We start from the raw sequence: 21440 nt of genomic DNA, 5'->3' as shown, positions 1-21440 counted from the left end.
TTCAGAGTTTGAGTAAATTCGCACGTTTTATAAATTCAAATTTTGCTCAATATTCGCAAAATTTTCCGAGCGAGAGAGTGTTCCACATTTTTTAGTTTTTTCTTTAAAAATCAAGATTTTCAAACTATATATTCCATTTTCAGAATTTGAGTGGTCAATGAAAGCTAACGTCTTTGTATAAGGTTATTTGCGTGTTTTAAGACACTAATTTAGTAAATAAAACATGAACCAAGAAAGTCCGTTTGGACTTTCGTAAATTGGCTAAAAGCCAGCATTTAATTTTATACGGTGTTACCAAACGTTTTTTATTTTTAATTTAACAAAAAAAGTTGTGTCGATTTGTCTATATTGAGTCCATTCAAAACCTTCATTTCTTAGAATAACCTCATTATCATCTATCCATTTTGCACTATATGGCCCCCATTGTTTGGGATAATAATCTCCTAATTTTCTTAAAGAGTCTTTTTTAATTTTAAAAAGTTCAAACCCATTATGACTGTAACTAGCAATTAAAGACTTATTTATAGAGATAACATATTTTCCGTTTTTAGAAAAAATTGGCTCTCCGATAATATTTGTTTCTCGCCCAGTTTTAGCATTTATAAGTTTGTTTCCACTTCCTTCTCCCCATTGAGTCCTAATTAAAAAGTATTCATAATCTTGAAAGTAATTCTCAAATACTAAATCTAATTCTTCAAAACTTGGATTAAGTTTTAATAATTTCCATTTTCCACTATTCAATTTGATATGTAATCCTAAAGAATCTTTTCTTACAATATTATGATTCCTTTGAATAAGTAATTTTTCCAGTTCAATTGCTCCTCGATATGAATTGTTATATAATTTTGAAATTGAATCTTTACTTTTTTGGATGAAAGAGTTATCAATTATTGATATTGAATCAGTTTTACGTATTGATAAATTTAAGTTTTTATTAAGTTTTAAAATAGTATCTATTTGAAAAGGGAAACTTTTTGATAAATTTTTATTTTGATTATCCACTTTTTTACAGGATACTATTAAGAGTATAAAAATTAAGATGGTTTTTAGGAAGTTGTTCATTTAATGTTTGGTAACGTTTGGTATAAGAATAGTTGCGTTTTTGTAAGCGAGGAATTTCCAGCGGAAATTCAGAAGTTGGCAAAAACGCAACTACCTTTGTTAAAGCACTAATTTAGCAATTATTTTTATACGGTGTTACCATTTGTTTTTCTTTTTCATAATTATGGTTTTTCTTTTTTCCAATTTGTTTACTTTCCGCAATTTTGGAATTCCGTTCTGATTTTCCGCAAGAGTGAAAATTCCGTATTTTGCTCAATTCCGTATTTTGGTCAATTCCAAACATTACTCAATTCCGCAAACTTTCTACATTCCGTAATTTTGATTTTAAGTTTCTACAAACTTGGCAGAATTTCAAAATTCTGATTAGCGAGAGAGTGTCCCACTCCCGAAGTTTCGGGATTGATTTTTCAGAACTTTAAAACACAAAAATTTGACATTTTAAAAGCGCTAATTTTTCCAATTTTGGTAATTTCCGCAAAATTTTTATTCAATAAATGGTAACGTTTATGTATAAGATTAGTTGCGTGTTTTAAGCAGTGAATTTACTAAATAAAACACGAACCAAGAAAGTCCGTTTGGACTTTCGTAAATTGGCAAAAGCCAGCAATTAATTTTATACGGTGTTGTATAGATAACTCACTCAATTACACCTAATTTCCTTAAAACCCTTTATTAACAACACTTTACACGCTTTTCTTAAAGTAACACAAAGCACTAAAAAGCGATAAAATGCTTGTTTTGTTATACCTATTGTTGTACCTTGGTATTCGGTTGCACCGTTATGCACCCCTTAAAACCAATGACTTATGTCTTCAATAAAACTCATTTTACGAAAAAACAAGATAGATAAAGCAGGCGAAGCGCCACTTTATTTAAGAATTATCAAAGACCGTAAAACTAAATTCATTTCGTTAAGTTTAAAACTGAATCCAAATGAATGGGATGAAGATAGGCAGAAAGTGAAAAAGAATCACAGTAATTCTACAAGATTAAATGCGTATATCTCTCAAAAGGTTGCAGATGCAAAAGGAGAAATAGCAGACCTTGAAAGAAGAAATCAATCTATATCAGCAAGAAAACTAAAGGAGGCCATAAAAGGAAAACCCTTAACAAACTTTTTTGAGTATTCGCACAACCTTTGTGAAAAGCGTAAAGATACGTTCGCATACTCCACATACAAGAACTATAAGACCTATTTAAAGAAGTTTGAAAAGTATATAGGGCATAGAGATATAATGTTTGAAGATATCACTGTAACCACGCTAAAAGACTTTGCACACCATTCTAGTTCAGTGTTAGGCAATAACAACACGACAATAAATTATTCCTTTCAGATAATGAAGCTAATGTTCCGGGAAGCGCAAAAAGAAGATTTAATACCGTTAGATTTATTTCCATTTAGTAAATTTACTGTAAAAAAAGGAAAGAGTACTAGGCAATATCTTTCAGAAGAGCAACTAGAAGCTTTTATCAATTTAGAAGTATCTAGTAAGTACAAAGCGCATATTATAAAAGATATGTTTATATTTTCAGTCTTTGCTGGTGGTTTAAGATTTGGCGATATGATAGAACTCAAGTGGAAAAATTATGATAAAAAAAACAGTAAAATAACAAAAGTCATCAGAAAAACAGGCAGACAGCATAGTGTTAGAATAGGACAAAAAGCGATTGAGATATTAGAGAAATACGAGCAAAAAGACCAGGGGAAAGAAGATATTATTTTCCCTTTTGCAAATCTGGATGAAGCCTTTTTTACAGATAAAGAATATAGGAATTTAGTAACAAGTAGAGCAATAGCTTTAAATAATATGTATCTTAAAAAAATGGGTGTAAAATTAGAACTACCTTTCAATTTATCATTCCATTTAAGCAGGCATACATTTGCAACCAGAGCATTAAATAACGGAATGAGAATAGAACACGTATCTAAATTAATGGACCATTCAGATATTGGTATTACGCAAGTGTATGCAAAAATAATTAGCAGTGAGTTAGATAATGCAGTAGATAAATATATAAATTAAACTATGAAAGAAATTGTATTTGATAGTTTTAAAAGCACTTTGAAAGAAGTACAGTTTTTAAACGCTATTATAAAAAATGAAAAAGCGAAAAAAAAAGAACTTCAAGAAGGATTGCTAAAAGCTAGAGATTTGCTATTCTCTAGTTATAGCAGTTTAAATATTTTTGATGAAGCCGTTAAAAACTATATTTCTGTTGGATATGGAGTGAATTTTGGTAAAAAAGAAAAAAATAAGATTTCTAAAACGGAAGCTAAAGTAATTTATAGTAAACTCATAGATTTAATAGGTATAGAAGTCGAGGGTAAAATAATAGTTCCAAAAACTGTAATTCATTTTAAATATGAATCAGAAATTCTTACTTTATATCTGCATTCTCCTCACATAAGTCAAGTGACAAGAGACTTCGATAACGCATTAGAAGTATCAGGATTAAAGATAGAAGAAATCAAAACAATTATTTTAAAGTATTTTAATGAAATAGTGAATTTTTTACAGGAAATTTTACTTTATAATATCTTTTTAATTTTTGATAAACCAAAAATTACTTCTGAATATAAAACTATATCGATAAGAGATTACAAAAAAGAATATATTGATTCATGGGTTAACTGTAGTGTTGAAATTGATAATATTATTAGAAATGCTAGGGTAGATTATTGGGATGAAATTTATGATTTAAAATTAGATCATGATCATATTGAACGAATTGAAAAACATCAAGAAAAACTTTTTTATCAAAGAGTAGGTTCTGAAGTTCGCATAGCTTTTAGTGATATATCAGAATTAACTAAAAGTCATAAGATTTTACAAATAGAAAAGGAACTAACATTAATTTATGGTTTTTTTAATGGGGATTTATCTAAATTAACAGTAAAAAGACTGAATGAACTTATAAGTTTTTCAAAGGCAAAGAAAGTAATTTTAGCTTATGACGATTTAAAAAGGAATATTTATTACAATGCAAATAAATATCTTATTTATGTTAATAGTCGTCCAAGAATGTATTCAAATTATTTTGTAGCATCTTTTTTTATAGGGTACATAAAAGAATTAGAGGATGAATTAGGGGGTATTGAATCAGATGAAATCATAGTGCAATTAGATAGTAATTTGTCCAAAACTAGAACAAAACCAAAACATCAATCATTTACATACATAAATAACATTACAGGTCAATCTAACTTAACAAGTCTAAAAGACTCTTTAATTAGAAAAAAGTTAATTGCATCAGATACTGACTTAAAAGATTTTAGAAAAGTATTTGGCGGTGAAGCTATTGAGAAGCCTATTGTTTGGACAGGTAATATAAGTGAACTATCGTATTTCATAAAGCAATTACATAACGTATTAAAATATGTAGTAGATTTAAAACAACAACAATGGGTAGTTACTATAAATTGTTTTATTCAAGAAGACGGAAAGTTATACAATAGAACAAAGTTAAGAGCCCCAAAAATACCAACTACATCAAAAATCATCGATAAAGCACTAAAAAACCTTAAATAACACTCTACACTTTAAGAGCAGTATTAAAATATTTTATTCAAAAAAAACAGTTAATCTTATTTAGGTTAACTGTTTTTTTATGCCACTCTACACTCTGCACCTTACTCTAAACCCTTGGTAGTAAAGTGTTTTAAACTTCTATTTCTGCCAACCTTTGTTTTCGTAATCATAAAAATATATAAGATGAACGCAGTAATTTTAACAGCAGAACAGTACACAGAATTAGTAAATCGTTTAGATATACTAAACGGAAAATTAGAGGAAAAGTCTAAAACACCAACCGACACTTTTTTAGACAATCAAGAATTTTTACAGCTAATGAATATTAGCAAAAGAACGGCCCAGACTTGGAGGGATGAAGGAATCGTGTCTTTTTCTCAAATAGGTTCTAAAATCTATTATAGAATGAGCGATGTCAAAAATCTTTTAGACAAAAATCGTAAGGCAGCATTTTCTAACAAAAAAAGAAATTTCTAAATCTAAAAGTTATGAATAAGACCATATCAGTATTTAGCAATTTTGTAAACAAGGTTAAGGATATACCTTTAGAAGAAATCCTTAATGATATTAAAACAGGTACTTATAAAGCCGAAATAAGCAATATAAGAGACTTAATTAATAGTGATGAAAAAGAGCAAGCAGACAAACTAAAAAAGCAACTATTAGCCTTTACAGTATCAGGTACATGTAACAATGGTAGGAGTGTAGATAAGTTAGAAACTTACAGCCAATATGTAATTCTAGATATTGATAAACTTTCTATTTCGCAACTTAAAGAAATTATAAACTTATCACGTTTAGCACCCTATACGTATGCATCATTTGTAAGTCCAAGCGGCAAAGGTTTAAAGATTATTGTAAAAATAAATACAAGTAAAGAGCATCATAAAGAAGCTTATAAACAAGTAGTAGATTACTATGAACAAACTTTTAATATCGAGATTGATACTTCTGGTAGTGATATTTGTAGATTGTGTTTTATGTCTTTTGATGAAGATTGTTTTATAAATCCTACTGCAACAACTTTTGCAGTGAATACAAAACCAATAGAAGTAGAAATTCCATTAGAAAAAGTCAAGCCGAGTAAAGAGGTAAAATCAATTAAAACGGGCAATTCATCAATTATTAAAATTGAAACATACATTGCAGAGATAGAAAAAACTGCAACCGATATTACAGACAATTATAAAGAATGGGTAAAAATAGGTTTTGCAATTTCAGAAGAATATGGCGAAACAGGCAGAGATTATTTTCATAGAATTAGTAAGTTTCATCCTAATTACAATGCACAAGAATGTGATATACAATACACAAAATGTATAAACGGTAAAAGTTCAGGAGTTAGTATCTCTACATTTTATTATTTGGCGCATCAAAATAACATAAATATCATCAAAATAGAAACAGAAGAAGAAACAGAAATGCCAAAAGATGATATAGAAAATATCGAGGAGTCAAAAAGTCCAACTTTCTCAACTCCCTTAATCCCTCAACTCCCGCAGTTGCTTCAAGATATGCTGAAACATACAAAATCTGACTATGAGCAAGATTTAATGATTTTAGGTACAATTACAACATTAAGCGCATGTTTACCTAATTTATATGGTATTTATGATGGCGATAAAATTTATCCTAATTTATATTTATTTGTATCAGCTCCTGCTGCTTCTGGTAAAGGAAAAATAAAATTTTGTAAACGTTTAGTAGATTTAATACATGATAAACTTCAAAATGAAACAAATTTACTAAAAGAAAAATATGACAGGGATCTAGCATTGTATAATAAAAATAAGGCGAAAGATGAAAACATAAAAAAACCGAAAATTCCACCATTCAGAATGTTGTTTATTCCTGCAAACAATAGTTCATCTGGTATGTTTCAATTGTTGAATGATAATAATGGAAAAGGACTAATTTTTGAAACCGAAGCAGATACGTTGGCTAAAAATTTTACAAAAGATTATGGCGATTATTCAGACGGTTTTAGAAATGCCTTTCATCACGAACCAATTAAATATTATAGAAAAACAGATAGAGAATATGTAGAGATGAAAGAACCTGGGTTATCTTGTGTATTAACAGGCACACCCAAACAAGTTTTAGCATTAATGCCTAGCGCAGAAAACGGATTGTTTAGTAGATTTATGTTTTACCAAATGCCGGGCAATACAAAATGGAGAAACGTTTTTGAAATAAAAACAAAAAACGGCTTAAATGATTATTTTGATTTACTTGGTAAGGAGTTCTTTGCATTATATGAATCTCTCAATAGAGGTAAACCAATACAATTTTCATACACAGAAGAGCAACAAAAAGAATTTCTTGATGTGTTTCCAAAATTAAATGTATACTATTTAAATATCAATCATATAGAATATGATGCCACTGTAAAAAGATTAGGAATTATTGCTTTTAGAATAAGTATGATTTTTACAGCATTACGTATTTTAGAAAATGGTGATATTTCAACTCCTTTGTATTGTTTAGATGAAGATTTTCAATCTACAATAACCATCATAAAAGTGTTAATAAAACATAGTAGTAAAGTATATTCTAGTTTGCCAAAAGATGAATCTGCAATTACTTACAAAAACAAAAAAGAGCAATTTATAGAAAGTTTACCAATACGCTTTACAACACAAATGTTTAAAGATAATGCGATAAAATATAAAATTGCAGAAAAATCAGCAGAGCGTTACATTACAAAACTTTGTAAGGATACTATTTTAGTAAGAGAATCGCAAGGCAATTACTACAACCCATCAAAAGAAGATAAGTAAGGAAAGTGAGAAAAGTGAGGGAGTTGAGTGAAAATTCCCTTACTTCCCTCAAAAACCTCAACTTCCTTACTGTATATCTTTAAAATATGTATATTTTTTATCAAAAAATTAAGTAACTACTTCGCAAAGGTTGCAAACTTTGCAGAGTATTATAAATAAATCAACCTTAATACTGTAAGCCGTAAGACTATGTAATAATAAAGTTATATTTTTATACTTCATTAAGTATGAAAAAGTAAATGAACGCATCTCAAATAGAAAAAAATGTAACTGCTTTAGTTGATAATTTTAATAAAGAAGAATTTATATTTGATTTATTAAAAGCCTATGGCATTTCTAAAACATCAATAACTCGTTTAAAGAAAGGAGATTTTAACCTCTCTAAAGTAAAAGGAGAAGTTCTCTATAAAAGCAAAATGCTTTTTAAAGAAGTAGCATCTGGTAATTTATTAAATACAATTGATGAAATTACAAAAGAGCCAGCTTCAATAAAACACAATCCACGCTTTGTAATTGTAACAGATTATAAAACAGTATTAGCAAAAGATATAAGAACAGGGTTAGCATTAGACATACCTATTCTCGAAATTCATAAACACTTTGGTTTCTTTTTACCTTGGGCAGGTCAAGAAAAATATGCACAAACCAACGAGAATTATGCAGATAGAAAAGCCAGCTATAAAATGGCAAAGCTCTATGATATTTTAGTTACTGAAAACCCGAATATTTATGAGGATGGTGGGCACAATCTAAATATCTTTCTATCTCGGTTACTCTTTTGTTTTTTTGCAGAAGATACAGACATATTTCCTATAGAAGGTATGTTTACAGACACATTAGAACAGCATACTCAAAAAGATGCGACTGATGTTCATTGGTTTTTAGACAAACTTTTTAAAGTATTAAATACTAAAAATAACAGTCAAGAAGCGGCACATTTTAACCAGTTTCCGTATGTAAATGGTGGTTTATTTAAAGATACCATAGTATCACCCAAATTTACAAAAGAAGCACGTAAAATTATTATTGAGTGTGGCGATTTAGATTGGAGCGAAATAAACCCAGATATTTTTGGCTCTATGATACAAGCAGTTGTAAATCCTGCTTATAGAAGTGGTTTAGGCATGCACTATACCTCTGTGCCAAATATTATGAAGGTCATTGAACCGTTGTTTTTAAATGAGTTCTACGAAGCCTTTGAAAAACACAAAGGCAATGCAAAAAAGCTACGACAATTAATATTTAGAATTTCTAAACTAAAAATATTTGATCCTGCTTGTGGTAGTGGTAACTTTTTAATTATTGCCTACAAAGAAATACGTAAATTAGAAATACTAATTCTACAAGAAATACACTGTTTAGAAGCACAGCATTCTATTGTTTTTACTGAAGTGAAACTCTCACAATTTTACGGTATTGAATTAGATGATTTTGCTCACGAAATGGCAATACTGTCTTTATGGTTAGCAGAACACCAAATGAATAAGTTTTTTGTGGATGAATTGCAAGACTTTGGTAAAGCAAAACCTATTTTACCTTTAAAAGAAGCAGGGAATATTACACAGGGAAATGCGACACGTGTAGATTGGGAACATGCCTGTCCTAAAAATGAAGAGGATGAAATTTATATTTTGGGGAATCCGCCATACTTGGGTGCAAGTATGCAAGATGAACATCAGAAAAGAGATATGGCATTCGTTTTTAATGGTAATACCAACTTTAAAAAGCAAGATTATATTTCTTGTTGGTTTTATAAAGCAGCTTTATTCATTAATTCTAATCATAGATATGCATTTGTTTCTACAAATTCTGTTAATCAAGGAACTCAAGTAGAAATGATTTGGCCACTAATTTTTAGCAAAGGGTTAGAAATATTTTTTGCTCACAGAGATTTTAAATGGACAAATAATGCTAAAGGAAATGCAGGTGTTATTTGTTCAATTATCGGGATTAGAAAAACATCAGATAAACCTAAATATCTTTTTTCTCAAGGAACAAAGGCAATAGCCCAAAATATCAATGCATATTTAGTTGATAGTATAAATATAATTATTTACAAGAGTACAAAACCTATTTCTCATCTACCAAAAATGACTTCTGGAAATAAACCTTTGGATGGTGGTCATTTAATTTTGGATGATAAAGAGAAAGAAAAAATGTTAATTGATTTTCCAGCTTCGAAACCTTTTATTAGAAAATTTATTGGATCTAGTGAATTTATTAGAGGTAATCAGAGATGGTGTTTATGGATTGGTGAAGAAGATTTAGTTTGTGCTTTGAAAATTAGTCTAATTAAAAAGAGAATTGAGAAAGTTAGAATTGCTAGATTAGCTGGTGGTAACAACGCTAGAAACAAAGCAAATTCCCCACATCGGTTTGAGTTTGCAAATGAACCTAACGTCTCTCAAATATTAATACCTAGAGTTTCTTCAATAAGGCGAGAATATATTCCAATCGGATTTATGGATTTAGATACAGTAATTTCTGATTCAGCTCAAGTAATATTTGATGCCGAACCATTTGTGTTTGGTGTGATAAATTCGAAAATGCATATGGCTTGGGTTAGAATTACTGCGGGAAGATTAAAATCTGATTATAGATATTCTTCTTTTTTTTCATATCATACATTCCCTTTTCCAAATATATCCACAAAACAAAAAGAACAAATTAATCTACATGTTTTTGCTGTTTTAGAAGAACGTGAAAATCATTCAAGTAAAACGATGGCTCAACTCTATGATCCTGATAAAATGCCCAAAGGCTTAAAAGAAGCGCATCATCAATTAGATTTAGCGATAGAACGTTGTTATCGTTTAAAACCCTTTACCAGCGATACAGAGCGTTTAGAATATCTTTTTAAAGAGTATGAAAAGATGATTAAGAAAAATACGTTGTTAGAAAAGGTTAAGAAGACACGTAAAACTAAAAAGGCGTAAACTTGTAGTAAACCAACTATTCTTATAAAAAAGGCTATTAAGCAAGAAATTAAAAGAAATAAGCAAGGAATAACGAAAAACATAAACAGTTGTTTTACAGTTGTTAATAATTATTAAGTACGGTTTTTATAAGATAAGCAAGGTTTAAAATCAAGTAAGCAAGGTTTAAGTAAAGTAAGCATCATGGAAGAAAAATCAATTTCGGAAATAAACACAATGGTAACCAGAACATATTTGGAAACCAAATCAGAAAATCAATATTTTGAGCGTAAAGGGTTAGGCGAAAAAGATACCAAACCAACAAAAATAGCAGAAGAATTAATTGGTATGCTAAATGCAGATGGTGGTATGTTGGTTTTTGGTGTGGCAGATAGTGGAGCTATTCAAGATTTAAAAACATTTGATGGAGATTTAGATAAATACCGAACCTTAATTTTCGATTTTATACAACCATCACCCAATATAAAATTTGAAGAAGTAAATGTTGATGGTTGCTTGGTATTTTTATATCATGTAGAACAAGAAATAGAACGTATATTTTGTAGAAAAGACAATGAAAATGTTTTTTTAAGAGTAAATGATACCAATAGAATATTAAACCGAGCGCAAGTAAAATCTTTAGAATACGATAAGCAAATAAGAAAGTTTGAAGAAGAACCTCAAAACGACTTTGATTTTGAGGATATAGATGCACCTTTATTAGAAAGCTATAAACAAAAAATCAAATACAAAGGAGAATTAAAAGAGCTGTTAGTTAAAAAATATTTGGCAACAAAAAAAGAAGGGTTTTACACTATTAAAAAAGCGGGTGTTTTATTATTTGCAAAAGACCCAGAAAAATATATCCCCTCTGCTTCTGTTAGATACATAAGATATGAAGGGATAGAAGCAAAAACTGGTGTAGAGCATAACGTTATTAAAGACGAAAGGTTTGATATGAATATTCCGCATTTAATAACACGTTTAAAAGTGTTTCTAAATGCCTCTTTTAAAGATTATTATTTTTTAGATATAGAATCAGGTAAATTTAAAAAAGTTCCAGAATACCCAGAAGAAGCTTGGTTAGAAGCTGTAGTAAATGCTTTGTGTCACAGATCTTATAATGTACAAGGTAATGCTGTTTACATAAAACACTTTGATAATAGATTAGAGGTTTCTAATAGTGGACCATTACCTGCGCAAGTAAGTATAGAAAATATAAAAACAGAACGGTATGCTAGAAATCCACGTATTGCAAGAATTCTTGAAGACATGGGGTATGTTCGTCAATTAAATGAAGGAGTTTCAAGAATTTATGAATCTATGGAAAAGTCTATGCTTTCTGTTCCTGAATATAATGTAAGGAATAATAATGTGTATTTAATTCTTCGTAATAAAATAAGTAATCATTCAAAAGTAATTAGTGATGAAGTTATACTTGAAATTGAAAACAAATGGGGAGATTATAATAATACACAAAGAAAAATTTTAGTATTCCTATTTATGCATTGTAAAGGTACATTAGGTGATTTTTCAAAATATACAAGTGTCAATAAAAATACCATTCGCACTTATTTAAATGATTTTATTGAAAAAAGTATTATAAAACGTAAAAGCAAAAAGGAAAGAGATATAAATGCTTTATATATTTTTAAAAATGAATAACACACGGTTAAGCAAGGTTTTAATTAAATAGTAAACAACTGATAATCAAAAATTAAAAAGTGTTAAGCAAGTTTTATAATAATATAAGCAAGATTTAAAAATTAGATAGAAAAAATAAAATGCTAAATATAGTAAACGTAAAACACCAGCAAATAGGAAAAAGTAAAAGTTACCATAACAGGTAAAGTTGTTGATGCAAACTATGCACGTAAAATTGCACAAATGCCAAATTTATCTTTAGAAGAAATTATATTATTAGATAAAGTTGCAAAAAATAAGAACTTAAATAGTGAAGAAATAAAATTGTTAAAATCAAAGAAATTAATTGAAGGTAGAAAACCTAATTTTTATATTTCATCTAAAGTAGCACTGGTGGTTGGGGAAAAAGGCGATTATATAAAGATGAGAGGCTTAAAAGATGAGCATTATAAAAAAATGATTTTAGAGTATTTAGCAAAGTATAAAACCGCAACTAAAGGAGATATAGATAACCTTATTTTAGAATTATTACCAACCATTTTAGATATAAATAAAAAGAAAAATAAACTTCGTAATATAATTTATGCAATGTCTAATAAAGACAATCTTATAAAAAATATTGGAACGAATCGAAAACCAAAATGGGTAAAAGTTTAACTAATTAGATTTAAATTAGTTAAACATTAGTCGATTTTAGTTAAACTTTAGTTATTAAAAATACATAAAACCCTTGTTAAAAGTGTATTAAGGTATAAATAGTTAGATATTTTAGATAAACTTTAGACATTTTTAGACAAACATTTAGACATTTATGCAAAATATAGTAAACGTAACATACAATCAAACAGGTAAAAGTAAAAGTACCAATAAATTTGGTATGCGAGAAATGCAACAAAAAGCCTATGAAGCACGTACTGCTCAATATATATTAATTAAAGCACCGCCCGCTTCTGGTAAATCTCGTGCATTAATGTTTATTGGTTTAGATAAACTAATAAATCAAGACATTAAAAAAGTAATTGTTGCAGTTCCTGAACGATCTATTGGTAGTTCATTTGCCAAAACAGCTTTAAAACAATTTGGTTTTTTTGCAGATTGGGAACCCAACCCTAGATATAATTTATGCACACCGGGTGTTGAAAAAAGTAAAGTAACCGCATTTTTAAACTTTTTAGAAAGTGATGAAAAAATATTAATATGTACCCATGCTACTTTACGCTTTGCATTTGATGCTATAGAAGAAAAACAATTGGATGATTGTTTGTTAGCTATAGATGAATTTCATCATGTATCTGTAGATGGTGATAATAAGTTAGGCATCGTTTTAAGTAGTGTAATGGCGAAGTCTACAGCGCATGTTGTTGCCATGACGGGTTCATTCTTTAGAGGAGATAGTGTGCCTATTTTATTACCAGAAGACGAAGCGAAGTTCACAAAAGTAAAATATGATTATTACCAACAGTTAAATGGGTATGAGTATTTAAAATCTTTAGGAATAGGCTATCATTTTTATCAAGGGAAATATACAGCTGCTATTCATGAAGTATTAGACCAGAGTAAAAAAACAATTGTTCATATTCCAAGTGTTAATTCAGGAGAATCTGAAAAAGATAAATATGAAGAAGTTAATAGAATTGTAGATGGTATTGGCGAATTAGACTACCAAGACCCAGACACAGGCGTTTTATATGTAATAAGTAAAACCACAGGTAAAACCTTAAAGATTGCAGATTTAGTACACGATAATCAAAAGGATAGAGATAAAATACAAGCCTATTTACGCACTATAAAAAGTGTAGATGACATAGATATTATTATCGCATTAGGCATGGCTAAAGAAGGCTTTGATTGGCCATATTGTGAACACGCTTTAACGGTTGGTTATAGAGGCTCATTAACAGAAATTATTCAAATTATAGGCAGAGCAACAAGAGATAGTGCCAATAAATCACACTCACAGTTTACCAATTTAATTGCACAGCCAGACGCAGAAGATGATTTGGTAAAACTATCTGTAAATAATATGCTAAAGGCAATTACAGCTTCTTTATTAATGGAACAAGTGTTAGCACCTAATTTTAAATTTAAGCCTAAATATTCTGATGAAGATGAGAGTAATGAGGTAAATGAGGAAGGTGAGGATTATATTACAATTAACGGTTTTAAGTTGCCAAGTTCACAAAGAGCAAAAGATATTATTGAAAGTGATATTAATGACCTCAAAGCAAAAATAATGCAAGATGAACAGATGATTAAAGCAATGCCCGGTAATGTAGACCCCGAGGTAATTAACAAAGTTTTAATTCCTAAAATAATAAAAGAAACTTACCCAGACTTAACAGATGAAGAAGTTGAGGCGGTACGGCAACATATTGTGGTAGATTCAGTAATTAAAAACGGTACTATAGAAGAAGTAGGTGATAAACGCTTTATTCGTATGGCAGATAGTTTTGTAAATATTGATGATATTCATATCGATTTAATAGATTCAATTAATCCATTTCAAAAAGCATTTGAGATACTCTCTAAATCAGTAACAGCATCTGTGTTTAAAGCGATTCAAGAAACCATTGATGCCACAAGAATAACAATGACAGAAGAAGAAGCTATTATATTGTGGCCTAAAATTGTTAATTTTAAAAAGAAAACAGGAGAATTACCAAGTATTCAATCTTTTGATCCACAAGAAAGACGTTTAGCAGAAGCTATTATATTTTTAAAAGAACAAAAGCGTAAAGCAGCATCTAATGAGTAAAAAGAAAACATTACAAGATATATTTGACGATGATGAGTTTGATATTTTAAAACCAACTGCTGCTCGTGTTGTAAAAACAGAAGACGAACGCTTAATTGAATCGTTTCTAGAAATTAATGTTTTTTTTAAAAAGAATAATCGTGAGCCAGAAGCTACTAATGTTACTGAATTTAAATTAATATCAAGACTAAAGGCATTAAGAAAAGATGCTAAAAAAGTAGCCATATTAAAATCTTTTGATTTGCATAATCTATTAAATTCTAAAGAAGAAATAAAATCAGTAGCAGATATATTAAATGATGATGATTTAGGCATATTAGATACAGATGAAACGGTATCAATCTTTAACCTAAAGCATATAAAAAGTGCTACAGAAAGAGCAGAAACTGATTTTACCGCAAGAAGAAAGGCTATGAAAGACAGAGATTTTGCACCTTATGAAACACAATTTAAAAAAGTACATAAAGAATTACGAGAAGGTAATCGTAAATTAAAAGAATTTAAAGATGTAGAACAGAATTTAAATTCAGGAAATTATTATGTGCTTGATGGTGTCTTGTTATTTTTAGAAGATGATGGTATTGAAAAAAGACAATTAGGGAATACATCAAGAAATGATGGTAGAACAACAATTATATTTGAGAATGGTACAAAAAGTAATATGTATTATCGTTCATTGTCTAAATCATTATACAATAATGGGAGTATCGTTTCAGATACAGATAAAGATGCAGAAGAAGAACTTTTTAAAAATGCAAATATTATAAATAAAGAAGATGTTCAAACAGGTTGGATTTATGTGTTGAGGTCAAAATCTACCAACCCAGAAATAGCATCAATTAATAATTTATATAAAATTGGCTTTTCATCTATAGATGTAAATGAGCGTATTAAAAATGCTTCTAAAGAATCTACCTATTTATATGCAAACGTTCATTTATTGGATAAATATGCCTGTTACAATATGGATGCACAAAAATTTGAACACCTAATACATCGTTTTTTTGCAGAAGTGTGTTTAAATGTTGACGTTTTTGACGACAAAAGAAACAGAATAACACCAAGAGAGTGGTTTGTTGCACCAAGAAAAATTATTGATAAAGTGGTTACTTTGATATTATCAGGTGAAATATTAAAATATAAGTATGATAATGTTAATCTGGCATTAATTGAAAAATAAACAAAAATAAATAACTACTAAATGTCAAAAAATAACACATCACCAAAAAAAAGAATAGAATATCGTGAGAAGAATATTCGTGTTTCTAGAACAGGTGGTGTTTCTGCAACAAAAACAGTTTCAAAAGATGGTTATGGTGCAACGATAAATACCAATCACGGTGTAAGACTTCATAAGAGATTATTTAAAGGAGCAAGAATGGGTTTTCAGCGTGGTAACTTTCAATTTATAGGAAGATACAATAGTGGTCCTTTTAACTTCAATATTTCAAAAGGCGGAGTTAGTACTTCTATAAAAAATAAAAGAGGTTCTTATAATATAATGAAGCCTAATTATTCAAGCTTTAAATTAGGAGGTGTTCAAGTAAGAGGGAAGAATGCCGCTACTCTTCAATTAATCTTTTTAGCAACCAGCCTTCTAATAAATCTTTTTAAACTTTTATGGTATATTTCAACCACTATATTGTGGTTTGTATTTTTATCACTAAAATGGCTTGCAGATTTTTTTATTGGATTTTATAGAGGGTATAAAGATTAAAGCACATCAACTATTGTAGTCTTGGCAATAAGTTATTAAGAAAAATATAATTCAATTAAGATATAATAATGTGTGTATAATTTTACAATTCAAAATGGAAGTCTATACATCGTATAAACCAAACCTCTTTTTGTGTTTACCTCTAATGGTTTCGGCACTAATTATAGCCTTCCGGACATCTTCAAATGTATCTTGATTTAAACGCCCCACAACTAAAGAGTTGTCTTCATTAATCTTTTGTAAAATATTTTTATTGTCTCTTTGCTGTATATTAGAGCAATCCACAAATGAATCTTTATCTAAAAAAGCATAGTCACTTAAGTATAATTTGTATTGTAGTGCTTGTAATTCTACTGAAAAATTTATCGTATCATTTATTTTTGAATTTATAAACAAAGTACCTAAAGCTACTTTATTATCGTGCAATCCTAAAACAATAAAAATTTTAGTTTTTGGTGGCGTAGTATCGTTAACAAACATTCTCAATACAGTTCCTTTATCAAGACTAGTATAAGTAATCTTGTTAGCACCATCGTAAGCATCTGGAAAATAATCTTTAAGATAACTCATTTATTTTTTAATAAAATGAACTATTTTTCAATGAATCTAGCTCCAAAGAATAGTCAATCATATCAATAGTCATTTCAGCCTCTTTTGCAATTTCTAGAAGTTCTATTACATCATAATTAGCCATTTTAGATTTCCAAGCTGTACCATGTGATTTTTTTGACAATTGATTAAAAGTTAGATTTTTATTTTGATTTATAGATTTGTCTAAACATTTAATTTCACTAATTGCAAGTTCATCTAAATCTTCCGATGATAAAGATATAATAAAATGATTACTATGTACTTTGAAATTTTCTTCAAATATTTTTTTATCCTCAAATAAACTAAAACCTACATCACCTCGTAAAGACCTCATTCCTTGGTAAGCGTAATCAGGTACAGGTCCTTTAGGGAAAGAATTATATTTATTTTCAGTAAACATTCTTCCGTAAATTGAGAGATGTTCCATTTCAGCAAAGTATAGCATCTTGAAAACTTTTAAAAAGTCTGCTTCTCCTCCTAGTCTATTAAGAATATATAAAATAGAGTTTATAGTTATATGTAATCTGTCTTCTTTAAACATACAACAAATTTAAGCATAAATACATGTAATTAACTTAAAATGGTTATAAATAATTCAGCAATTTAAATAATAAATTGTTTTTTAATAATATTCAGTAATTTAAATTCCCCACAAAATAAAACCCAAATTTTTCATACCTCAAAATCCTTTGTGTTTTATTTTATTCCGCAAGCCACCGCATAGTTGTTTTTATGTCACAATATTTGTAGCCAACGCTTTAATGGCACATTACTTTTTTTCGTGCCTAAAAAAAGCAAAGAGCCATTGCCAACGCTCAAACAAATATTCCGCCATAAAAACAACCCCAAGCTATCTTTACATAATACAAGTTATAATACTAATTTATGCTTAGCGCAAAATTGGTAGTTATAACTGGTTATTATGTAAAATAGCCGCACATCCAACGCGCACCTTGTAATTTAGTAATAACAAATATATAATTTAAGAACATGTATAGCTTGTTGCATTGTTTTTATAAATGCTAGTTAAGTTTCAATATAAGAAGTATTTAAACAAGCCAATACAACTATAAAAAGATTATTTCTAAAGCACTTATAAAATCAAAAAAAGCCAATAAGAGTGTAATTTTTTATTTGTTAAGAAGTTTAGAAAGTTGTTTTCACTAAAAGCAGTTGCTTATGTACATTTAATAAAAGTGGGTAATAAATTAAAGTAATTGTCTTTTTTTTAGAATAATTTAGAGCAACTACTTTTAACAAAAACAATCAAGAAAAGTAGATAAATACAAATAAAAAATTACACCCTTATTCCCGCTGCTGCCATCGCACTAGGTACTTTAATTCAGTTTTTTCCAAAAAAAAAACCCACATCGTCGAGAGGTGGGAAATTGCTATGAAAAAGAAAGTGTAAGCATAATTTTATTTTTACTTTAGATTTATAGGTAAAATGCTTAATTTCCGTGATAAGAGGTTCTAATCATATTATGTCATTCAATCGCCATTGGGCTAACATTTTTAAAATTTAAGAATGCCTTTGCGCTCAATTCATCCGCCATTCTTAATTTTTAAAAACGTCAAAAAATAGGATACTATTTTTTGATTCATTTTAGACCGCACTTTTTTTTTTAAAATTTCGCTCACACCAATCTAATAAATCAATAGCATTATTAAATGTCTTTTCATTATGCATTCCTTTTTCATCATAGTAAATAGTGATTTTTTCTTTTTCGTGTATCGCAATTTTGTAAACAATAGGAAAAAGATTTATAATCTCTGAAATTTGATCAACGGCATTTTGTAACATCTTTGTTTTTTTCAAAATTACAAACTACATTTCAATAATTTTTACGGGTTTACACAAGGCTATGGTTATTTTTCTTGTTGTAATAAACTGAATAAAAACTCTGTTAATTGTATTTGGCAATATTATTGATTTTTTTAAGTAAAAAATACAAAATATTCGATTGTTAAAATGGCAGTTTTAAGCACTGTGTTTTTTCTTGTTATCTAATTAGCGCAAACTAAAGAAACGGAATGCTAAAGCTCTTGAAAGGCTTTAATTGGATATAAAATGGCATAATTTTAGTTATATTGTTAGTGTTAAAAAGGTTTAAAAGTAATGTTAAGTCCGTACCAAATCCGATAAGAGTATTAATTTTAAATATAAATAGTAATGGGTAAGATTGCACAGGGAATTTTAGGAGGGTTATCAGGAAAAGTTGGTAACATTATTGGTGGAAGTTGGAAAGGTATCGACTACATCAGAATTAAGCCATCAAGCGTGGCAAATCCTCGAACAGAGGGACAAGTAAATCAACGTAGTAAGTTTAAGATTACTTTAGAGTATTTGCAGGCTAATAAAGATTTTATTAAAATCGGTTACAAGGCTTTTGCTACAAAGAAAACAGAATTTAATGCTGCGATGTCTTATGTGTTAAATAATGCAGTAGATGGTGTTGCACCTAATTTTGCGATTGATTATTCTCTGGCTTTATTGAGTAGAGGTGGTTTATCTAGTGTTTTAAATGGTACAACTGATTTGACAACTGCTGGTCAGGTTACTTTTGCTTGGGGTGATAATTCTACAGATGGAAATGCTAACGCAACAGATAAAGCAATGGTATCAGTTTATAATCCAAGTAAGAAAGAGTCAATTTCAATTCTTGTTGGAGCTGATAGAACTGTAGGTTCGCAAGTTGTTACCATTCCGAACACTTACGTAGGAGAGACTGTAGAGATGTTTATGGCATTTGTTTCTGATGATGGTACAAAAGTATCAAACAGTGTGTATTTAGGCTCTGGTACGGCAGCTTAAAAGTTTTAAGTTTGAATACATATTACAAACCGTTTCTATTAATTTAGAAACGGTTTTTTTATGCTTATTGATTACTTGATTACACAGTTCTAAAAGTTGTACCTATGTTGTACCTATTTAAAAATAAGTTAATAAAAGTCAATAAAATTAAGGGTTGTAGAGTCTTATTGAGATAATACGGTGTTGCCATTAGTTATTTTTTTAATGTCATAACTTCTTCTAATAATCGAGTAAGTCCATCTTTTGTTATTCTATCGTTATTCCAAAAACTCAAAACACAACTAACATAATTATCTCTTACTTCAGACGCAACATAATAAATTGTCAAAGTCTTTCCTCCAGACATATTTGCCAAAACAGAAGTTATTCCAGTAAAGTCATAAATAACTTTTTTCGCTTTAGTTTTAGCTCCTTCAAATTCAATTTCAACTATTTCTTCTGAAATAACTTTTCCGCCTTTTTTAGATTTTGTTATTTCAAATTGTTGTTCAACCGTATTTTCCGCATCTTTTAATTCTTTATGCACAGACCAGCTCATTTGACCATTATATGGGCATTGAACATTATTCACATTTTGCCATTGGCAATTATTTCCTAATTTAATTTTTCTATTCACAAAGTTAATGCTGTCAATTACTAATGAATTATAGCATTTTTTTGGAATTTTATTTTCCATTATTAATTTAACCATTCTTCTTTCAAATTCTTTATCTTTCTTATTGATAGAGCCAAATTGAATTATAGTTGTCCGTTTGTTTTTATTTTCTAAAAAATAATAGGAACTATTTTGCGTTAAATTTTCAGTTATTAAATCTGTTTTACTAACGTAATAATTTTTATATTTCAAATTAGTGTCAGTTGTTTTTTTGTCCTTCTTTTTTATTGAATATTTTCTATAAACTTTCTTTAATTTTTTATCTGTAAACTTATAATTTAGCGTTTGACTTGAAATATTAATTCCGTCAACTTCGTAGAAAGTCAAACCATCATTATCTATTGCTTGTAAACGTTCAAACAATTTTTCGTTTTGAGCAAATAAAGTTGATAAAACAAAAAGGAATAATATTGTAAATGAATTTTTCATTAGCGTTCTGATTTTTTAATTAATGGCAACGTTTTTGTATAAGCTTTGTTGCGTGGTTTAGCAGTAAAGTTAGTAAATAATTACTGACCAAGAAAGTCCGCGAGGACTTTCGTAAGTAGGCGATTACCAGCAATTAATTTTATACGGTGTTGTAGCACGTTTTTATTCATTCGCATTTTTTTCGACAACTAAAGTTTTTGTTATTTTATCGTATAAATTCTGATTTTTTTCGTCCCATAATATCCAAATACTTGGGATAAGTAAAAGTCCAAGTACGTGTTTTAAGCCTTCTCTAATTGCTCCTTTTTCAGGTTTTTTATAATCTTCTCCAGTTTCTTCTGAAATCACTTTTATATTAAATATTCTGTGTCCCAAATTTCCGATAAATATTGGATAAAATATTGCTCCAATAATTATTCCGGTTACTAATGAGTAAACTATATCTAAAAATTCAAAGTCACTATCTAAATCAGCCCAAAATTCAGAAACAGATTTTCCCATTATTAGATAAATTCCTAAAATTATAATTCCAAAAATTATTCCTTCT

General features: G+C 28.9%; 17 protein-coding genes. 11 read left to right on the top strand and 6 right to left on the bottom strand.

The features are described 5' to 3' along the window. Positions 1-291: 291 nt before the first annotated feature. Positions 292-1002 carry a hypothetical protein gene (locus ES044_RS16135; protein WP_147120713.1) on the bottom strand — a complete coding sequence of 237 codons (711 nt, stop codon included), beginning with the start codon at positions 1000-1002 and terminating at the stop codon, positions 292-294. Between the two features lie 866 nt (positions 1003-1868). On the opposite strand from ES044_RS16135, the gene ES044_RS16130 reads away from it, so the two are divergent. The 10 genes from ES044_RS16130 (at position 1869) to ES044_RS16085 (ending at position 16403) form a co-directional block, all read left to right on the top strand. Next, positions 1869-3086 (top strand): site-specific integrase, encoded by a 1218-nt coding sequence (locus ES044_RS16130; protein WP_147187389.1) that lies wholly within the window; start codon positions 1869-1871, stop codon positions 3084-3086. 3 nt (positions 3087-3089) lie between these two features. After that, positions 3090-4592 (top strand): hypothetical protein, encoded by a 1503-nt coding sequence (locus ES044_RS16125; protein WP_147187388.1) that lies wholly within the window; start codon positions 3090-3092, stop codon positions 4590-4592. Positions 4593-4775: 183 nt separating this feature from the next. After that, positions 4776-5069 (top strand): helix-turn-helix domain-containing protein, encoded by a 294-nt coding sequence (locus tag ES044_RS16120; protein ID WP_147187387.1) that lies wholly within the window; start codon positions 4776-4778, stop codon positions 5067-5069. A gap of 11 nt (positions 5070-5080) precedes the next feature. Then, positions 5081-7372 (top strand): DUF3987 domain-containing protein, encoded by a 2292-nt coding sequence (locus ES044_RS16115; protein ID WP_147187386.1) that lies wholly within the window; start codon positions 5081-5083, stop codon positions 7370-7372. Between the two features lie 239 nt (positions 7373-7611). After that, complete coding sequence (locus ES044_RS16110) at positions 7612-10308, top strand: class I SAM-dependent DNA methyltransferase (protein ID WP_147187385.1); 2697 nt, start codon at positions 7612-7614, stop codon at positions 10306-10308. 183 nt (positions 10309-10491) lie between these two features. After that, positions 10492-11952, top strand: a complete 1461-nt coding sequence (locus ES044_RS16105; RefSeq protein ID WP_147187384.1) for an ATP-binding protein — start codon at positions 10492-10494, stop codon at positions 11950-11952. Between the two features lie 222 nt (positions 11953-12174). Beyond that, positions 12175-12588 carry a hypothetical protein gene (locus tag ES044_RS16100; protein WP_190311505.1) on the top strand — a complete coding sequence of 138 codons (414 nt, stop codon included), beginning with the start codon at positions 12175-12177 and terminating at the stop codon, positions 12586-12588. A gap of 154 nt (positions 12589-12742) precedes the next feature. Then, the gene (locus ES044_RS16095; protein WP_147187383.1) at positions 12743-14686 is read left to right on the top strand and encodes a DEAD/DEAH box helicase; all 1944 of its coding nucleotides are present in this window, start codon (positions 12743-12745) and stop codon (positions 14684-14686) included. Beyond that, the gene (locus tag ES044_RS16090; protein ID WP_147187382.1) at positions 14679-15866 is read left to right on the top strand and encodes a GIY-YIG nuclease family protein; all 1188 of its coding nucleotides are present in this window, start codon (positions 14679-14681) and stop codon (positions 15864-15866) included. Before ES044_RS16095 ends, ES044_RS16090 begins: the two co-directional genes overlap by 8 nt. Before the next feature lie 21 nt (positions 15867-15887). Beyond that, a complete protein-coding gene (locus tag ES044_RS16085; RefSeq protein WP_147187381.1) occupies positions 15888-16403 on the top strand; it encodes a hypothetical protein in 516 nt (171 codons plus the stop codon). Between the two features lie 102 nt (positions 16404-16505). On the opposite strand, the gene ES044_RS16080 is transcribed toward ES044_RS16085, so the two are convergent. The 3 genes from ES044_RS16080 to ES044_RS16070 form a co-directional block, all read right to left on the bottom strand. Beyond that, positions 16506-16973 (bottom strand): hypothetical protein, encoded by a 468-nt coding sequence (locus ES044_RS16080; protein WP_147187380.1) that lies wholly within the window; start codon positions 16971-16973, stop codon positions 16506-16508. A 7-nt stretch (positions 16974-16980) separates the two neighbouring features. Continuing rightward, a complete protein-coding gene (locus ES044_RS16075; protein ID WP_147187379.1) occupies positions 16981-17535 on the bottom strand; it encodes a Panacea domain-containing protein in 555 nt (184 codons plus the stop codon). A gap of 1065 nt (positions 17536-18600) precedes the next feature. Further along, positions 18601-18813 carry a hypothetical protein gene (locus ES044_RS16070; RefSeq protein ID WP_147187378.1) on the bottom strand — a complete coding sequence of 71 codons (213 nt, stop codon included), beginning with the start codon at positions 18811-18813 and terminating at the stop codon, positions 18601-18603. Positions 18814-19167: 354 nt separating this feature from the next. Here ES044_RS16070 and ES044_RS16065 point away from each other — a divergent pair, with 354 nt between their 5' ends. Continuing rightward, the gene (locus ES044_RS16065) at positions 19168-19809 is read left to right on the top strand and encodes a DUF6266 family protein (protein ID WP_147187377.1); all 642 of its coding nucleotides are present in this window, start codon (positions 19168-19170) and stop codon (positions 19807-19809) included. A gap of 193 nt (positions 19810-20002) precedes the next feature. Here ES044_RS16065 and ES044_RS16060 read toward each other — a convergent pair whose 3' ends face one another. Further along, entirely contained in the window at positions 20003-20893 is an 891-nt protein-coding gene (locus ES044_RS16060) for a hypothetical protein (RefSeq protein ID WP_147120712.1), read from the bottom strand. 162 nt (positions 20894-21055) lie between these two features. After that, the coding region (locus tag ES044_RS16055; RefSeq protein WP_147187376.1) for an RDD family protein at positions 21056-21440 on the bottom strand (385 nt) is incomplete at its 5' end.

The organism is Polaribacter sp. IC066 (assembly GCF_007997085.1).
Taxonomy (GTDB): Bacteria; Bacteroidota; Bacteroidia; order Flavobacteriales; family Flavobacteriaceae; genus Polaribacter.
Note: the sequence above shows the minus strand (reverse complement) of the source record. Positions and strands in the feature narration are given on the sequence as shown.

Excerpts from the sequence above, each read along its gene's own strand:
- ES044_RS16130 (WP_147187389.1), top strand. The coding sequence starts at position 1,869 with ATGTCTTCAATAAAACTCATTTTACGAAAAAACAAGATAGATAAAGCA.
- ES044_RS16125 (WP_147187388.1), top strand. The coding sequence starts at position 3,090 with ATGAAAGAAATTGTATTTGATAGTTTTAAAAGCACTTTGAAAGAAGTA.
- ES044_RS16120 (WP_147187387.1), top strand. The coding sequence starts at position 4,776 with ATGAACGCAGTAATTTTAACAGCAGAACAGTACACAGAATTAGTAAAT.
- ES044_RS16115 (WP_147187386.1), top strand. The coding sequence starts at position 5,081 with ATGAATAAGACCATATCAGTATTTAGCAATTTTGTAAACAAGGTTAAG.
- ES044_RS16110 (WP_147187385.1), top strand. The coding sequence starts at position 7,612 with ATGAACGCATCTCAAATAGAAAAAAATGTAACTGCTTTAGTTGATAAT.
- ES044_RS16105 (WP_147187384.1), top strand. The coding sequence starts at position 10,492 with ATGGAAGAAAAATCAATTTCGGAAATAAACACAATGGTAACCAGAACA.
- ES044_RS16100 (WP_190311505.1), top strand. The coding sequence starts at position 12,175 with ATGCCAAATTTATCTTTAGAAGAAATTATATTATTAGATAAAGTTGCA.
- ES044_RS16095 (WP_147187383.1), top strand. The coding sequence starts at position 12,743 with ATGCAAAATATAGTAAACGTAACATACAATCAAACAGGTAAAAGTAAA.
- ES044_RS16090 (WP_147187382.1), top strand. The coding sequence starts at position 14,679 with ATGAGTAAAAAGAAAACATTACAAGATATATTTGACGATGATGAGTTT.
- ES044_RS16085 (WP_147187381.1), top strand. The coding sequence starts at position 15,888 with ATGTCAAAAAATAACACATCACCAAAAAAAAGAATAGAATATCGTGAG.
- ES044_RS16080 (WP_147187380.1), bottom strand. The coding sequence starts at position 16,973 with ATGAGTTATCTTAAAGATTATTTTCCAGATGCTTACGATGGTGCTAAC.
- ES044_RS16075 (WP_147187379.1), bottom strand. The coding sequence starts at position 17,535 with ATGTTTAAAGAAGACAGATTACATATAACTATAAACTCTATTTTATAT.
- ES044_RS16065 (WP_147187377.1), top strand. The coding sequence starts at position 19,168 with ATGGGTAAGATTGCACAGGGAATTTTAGGAGGGTTATCAGGAAAAGTT.
- ES044_RS16060 (WP_147120712.1), bottom strand. The coding sequence starts at position 20,893 with ATGAAAAATTCATTTACAATATTATTCCTTTTTGTTTTATCAACTTTA.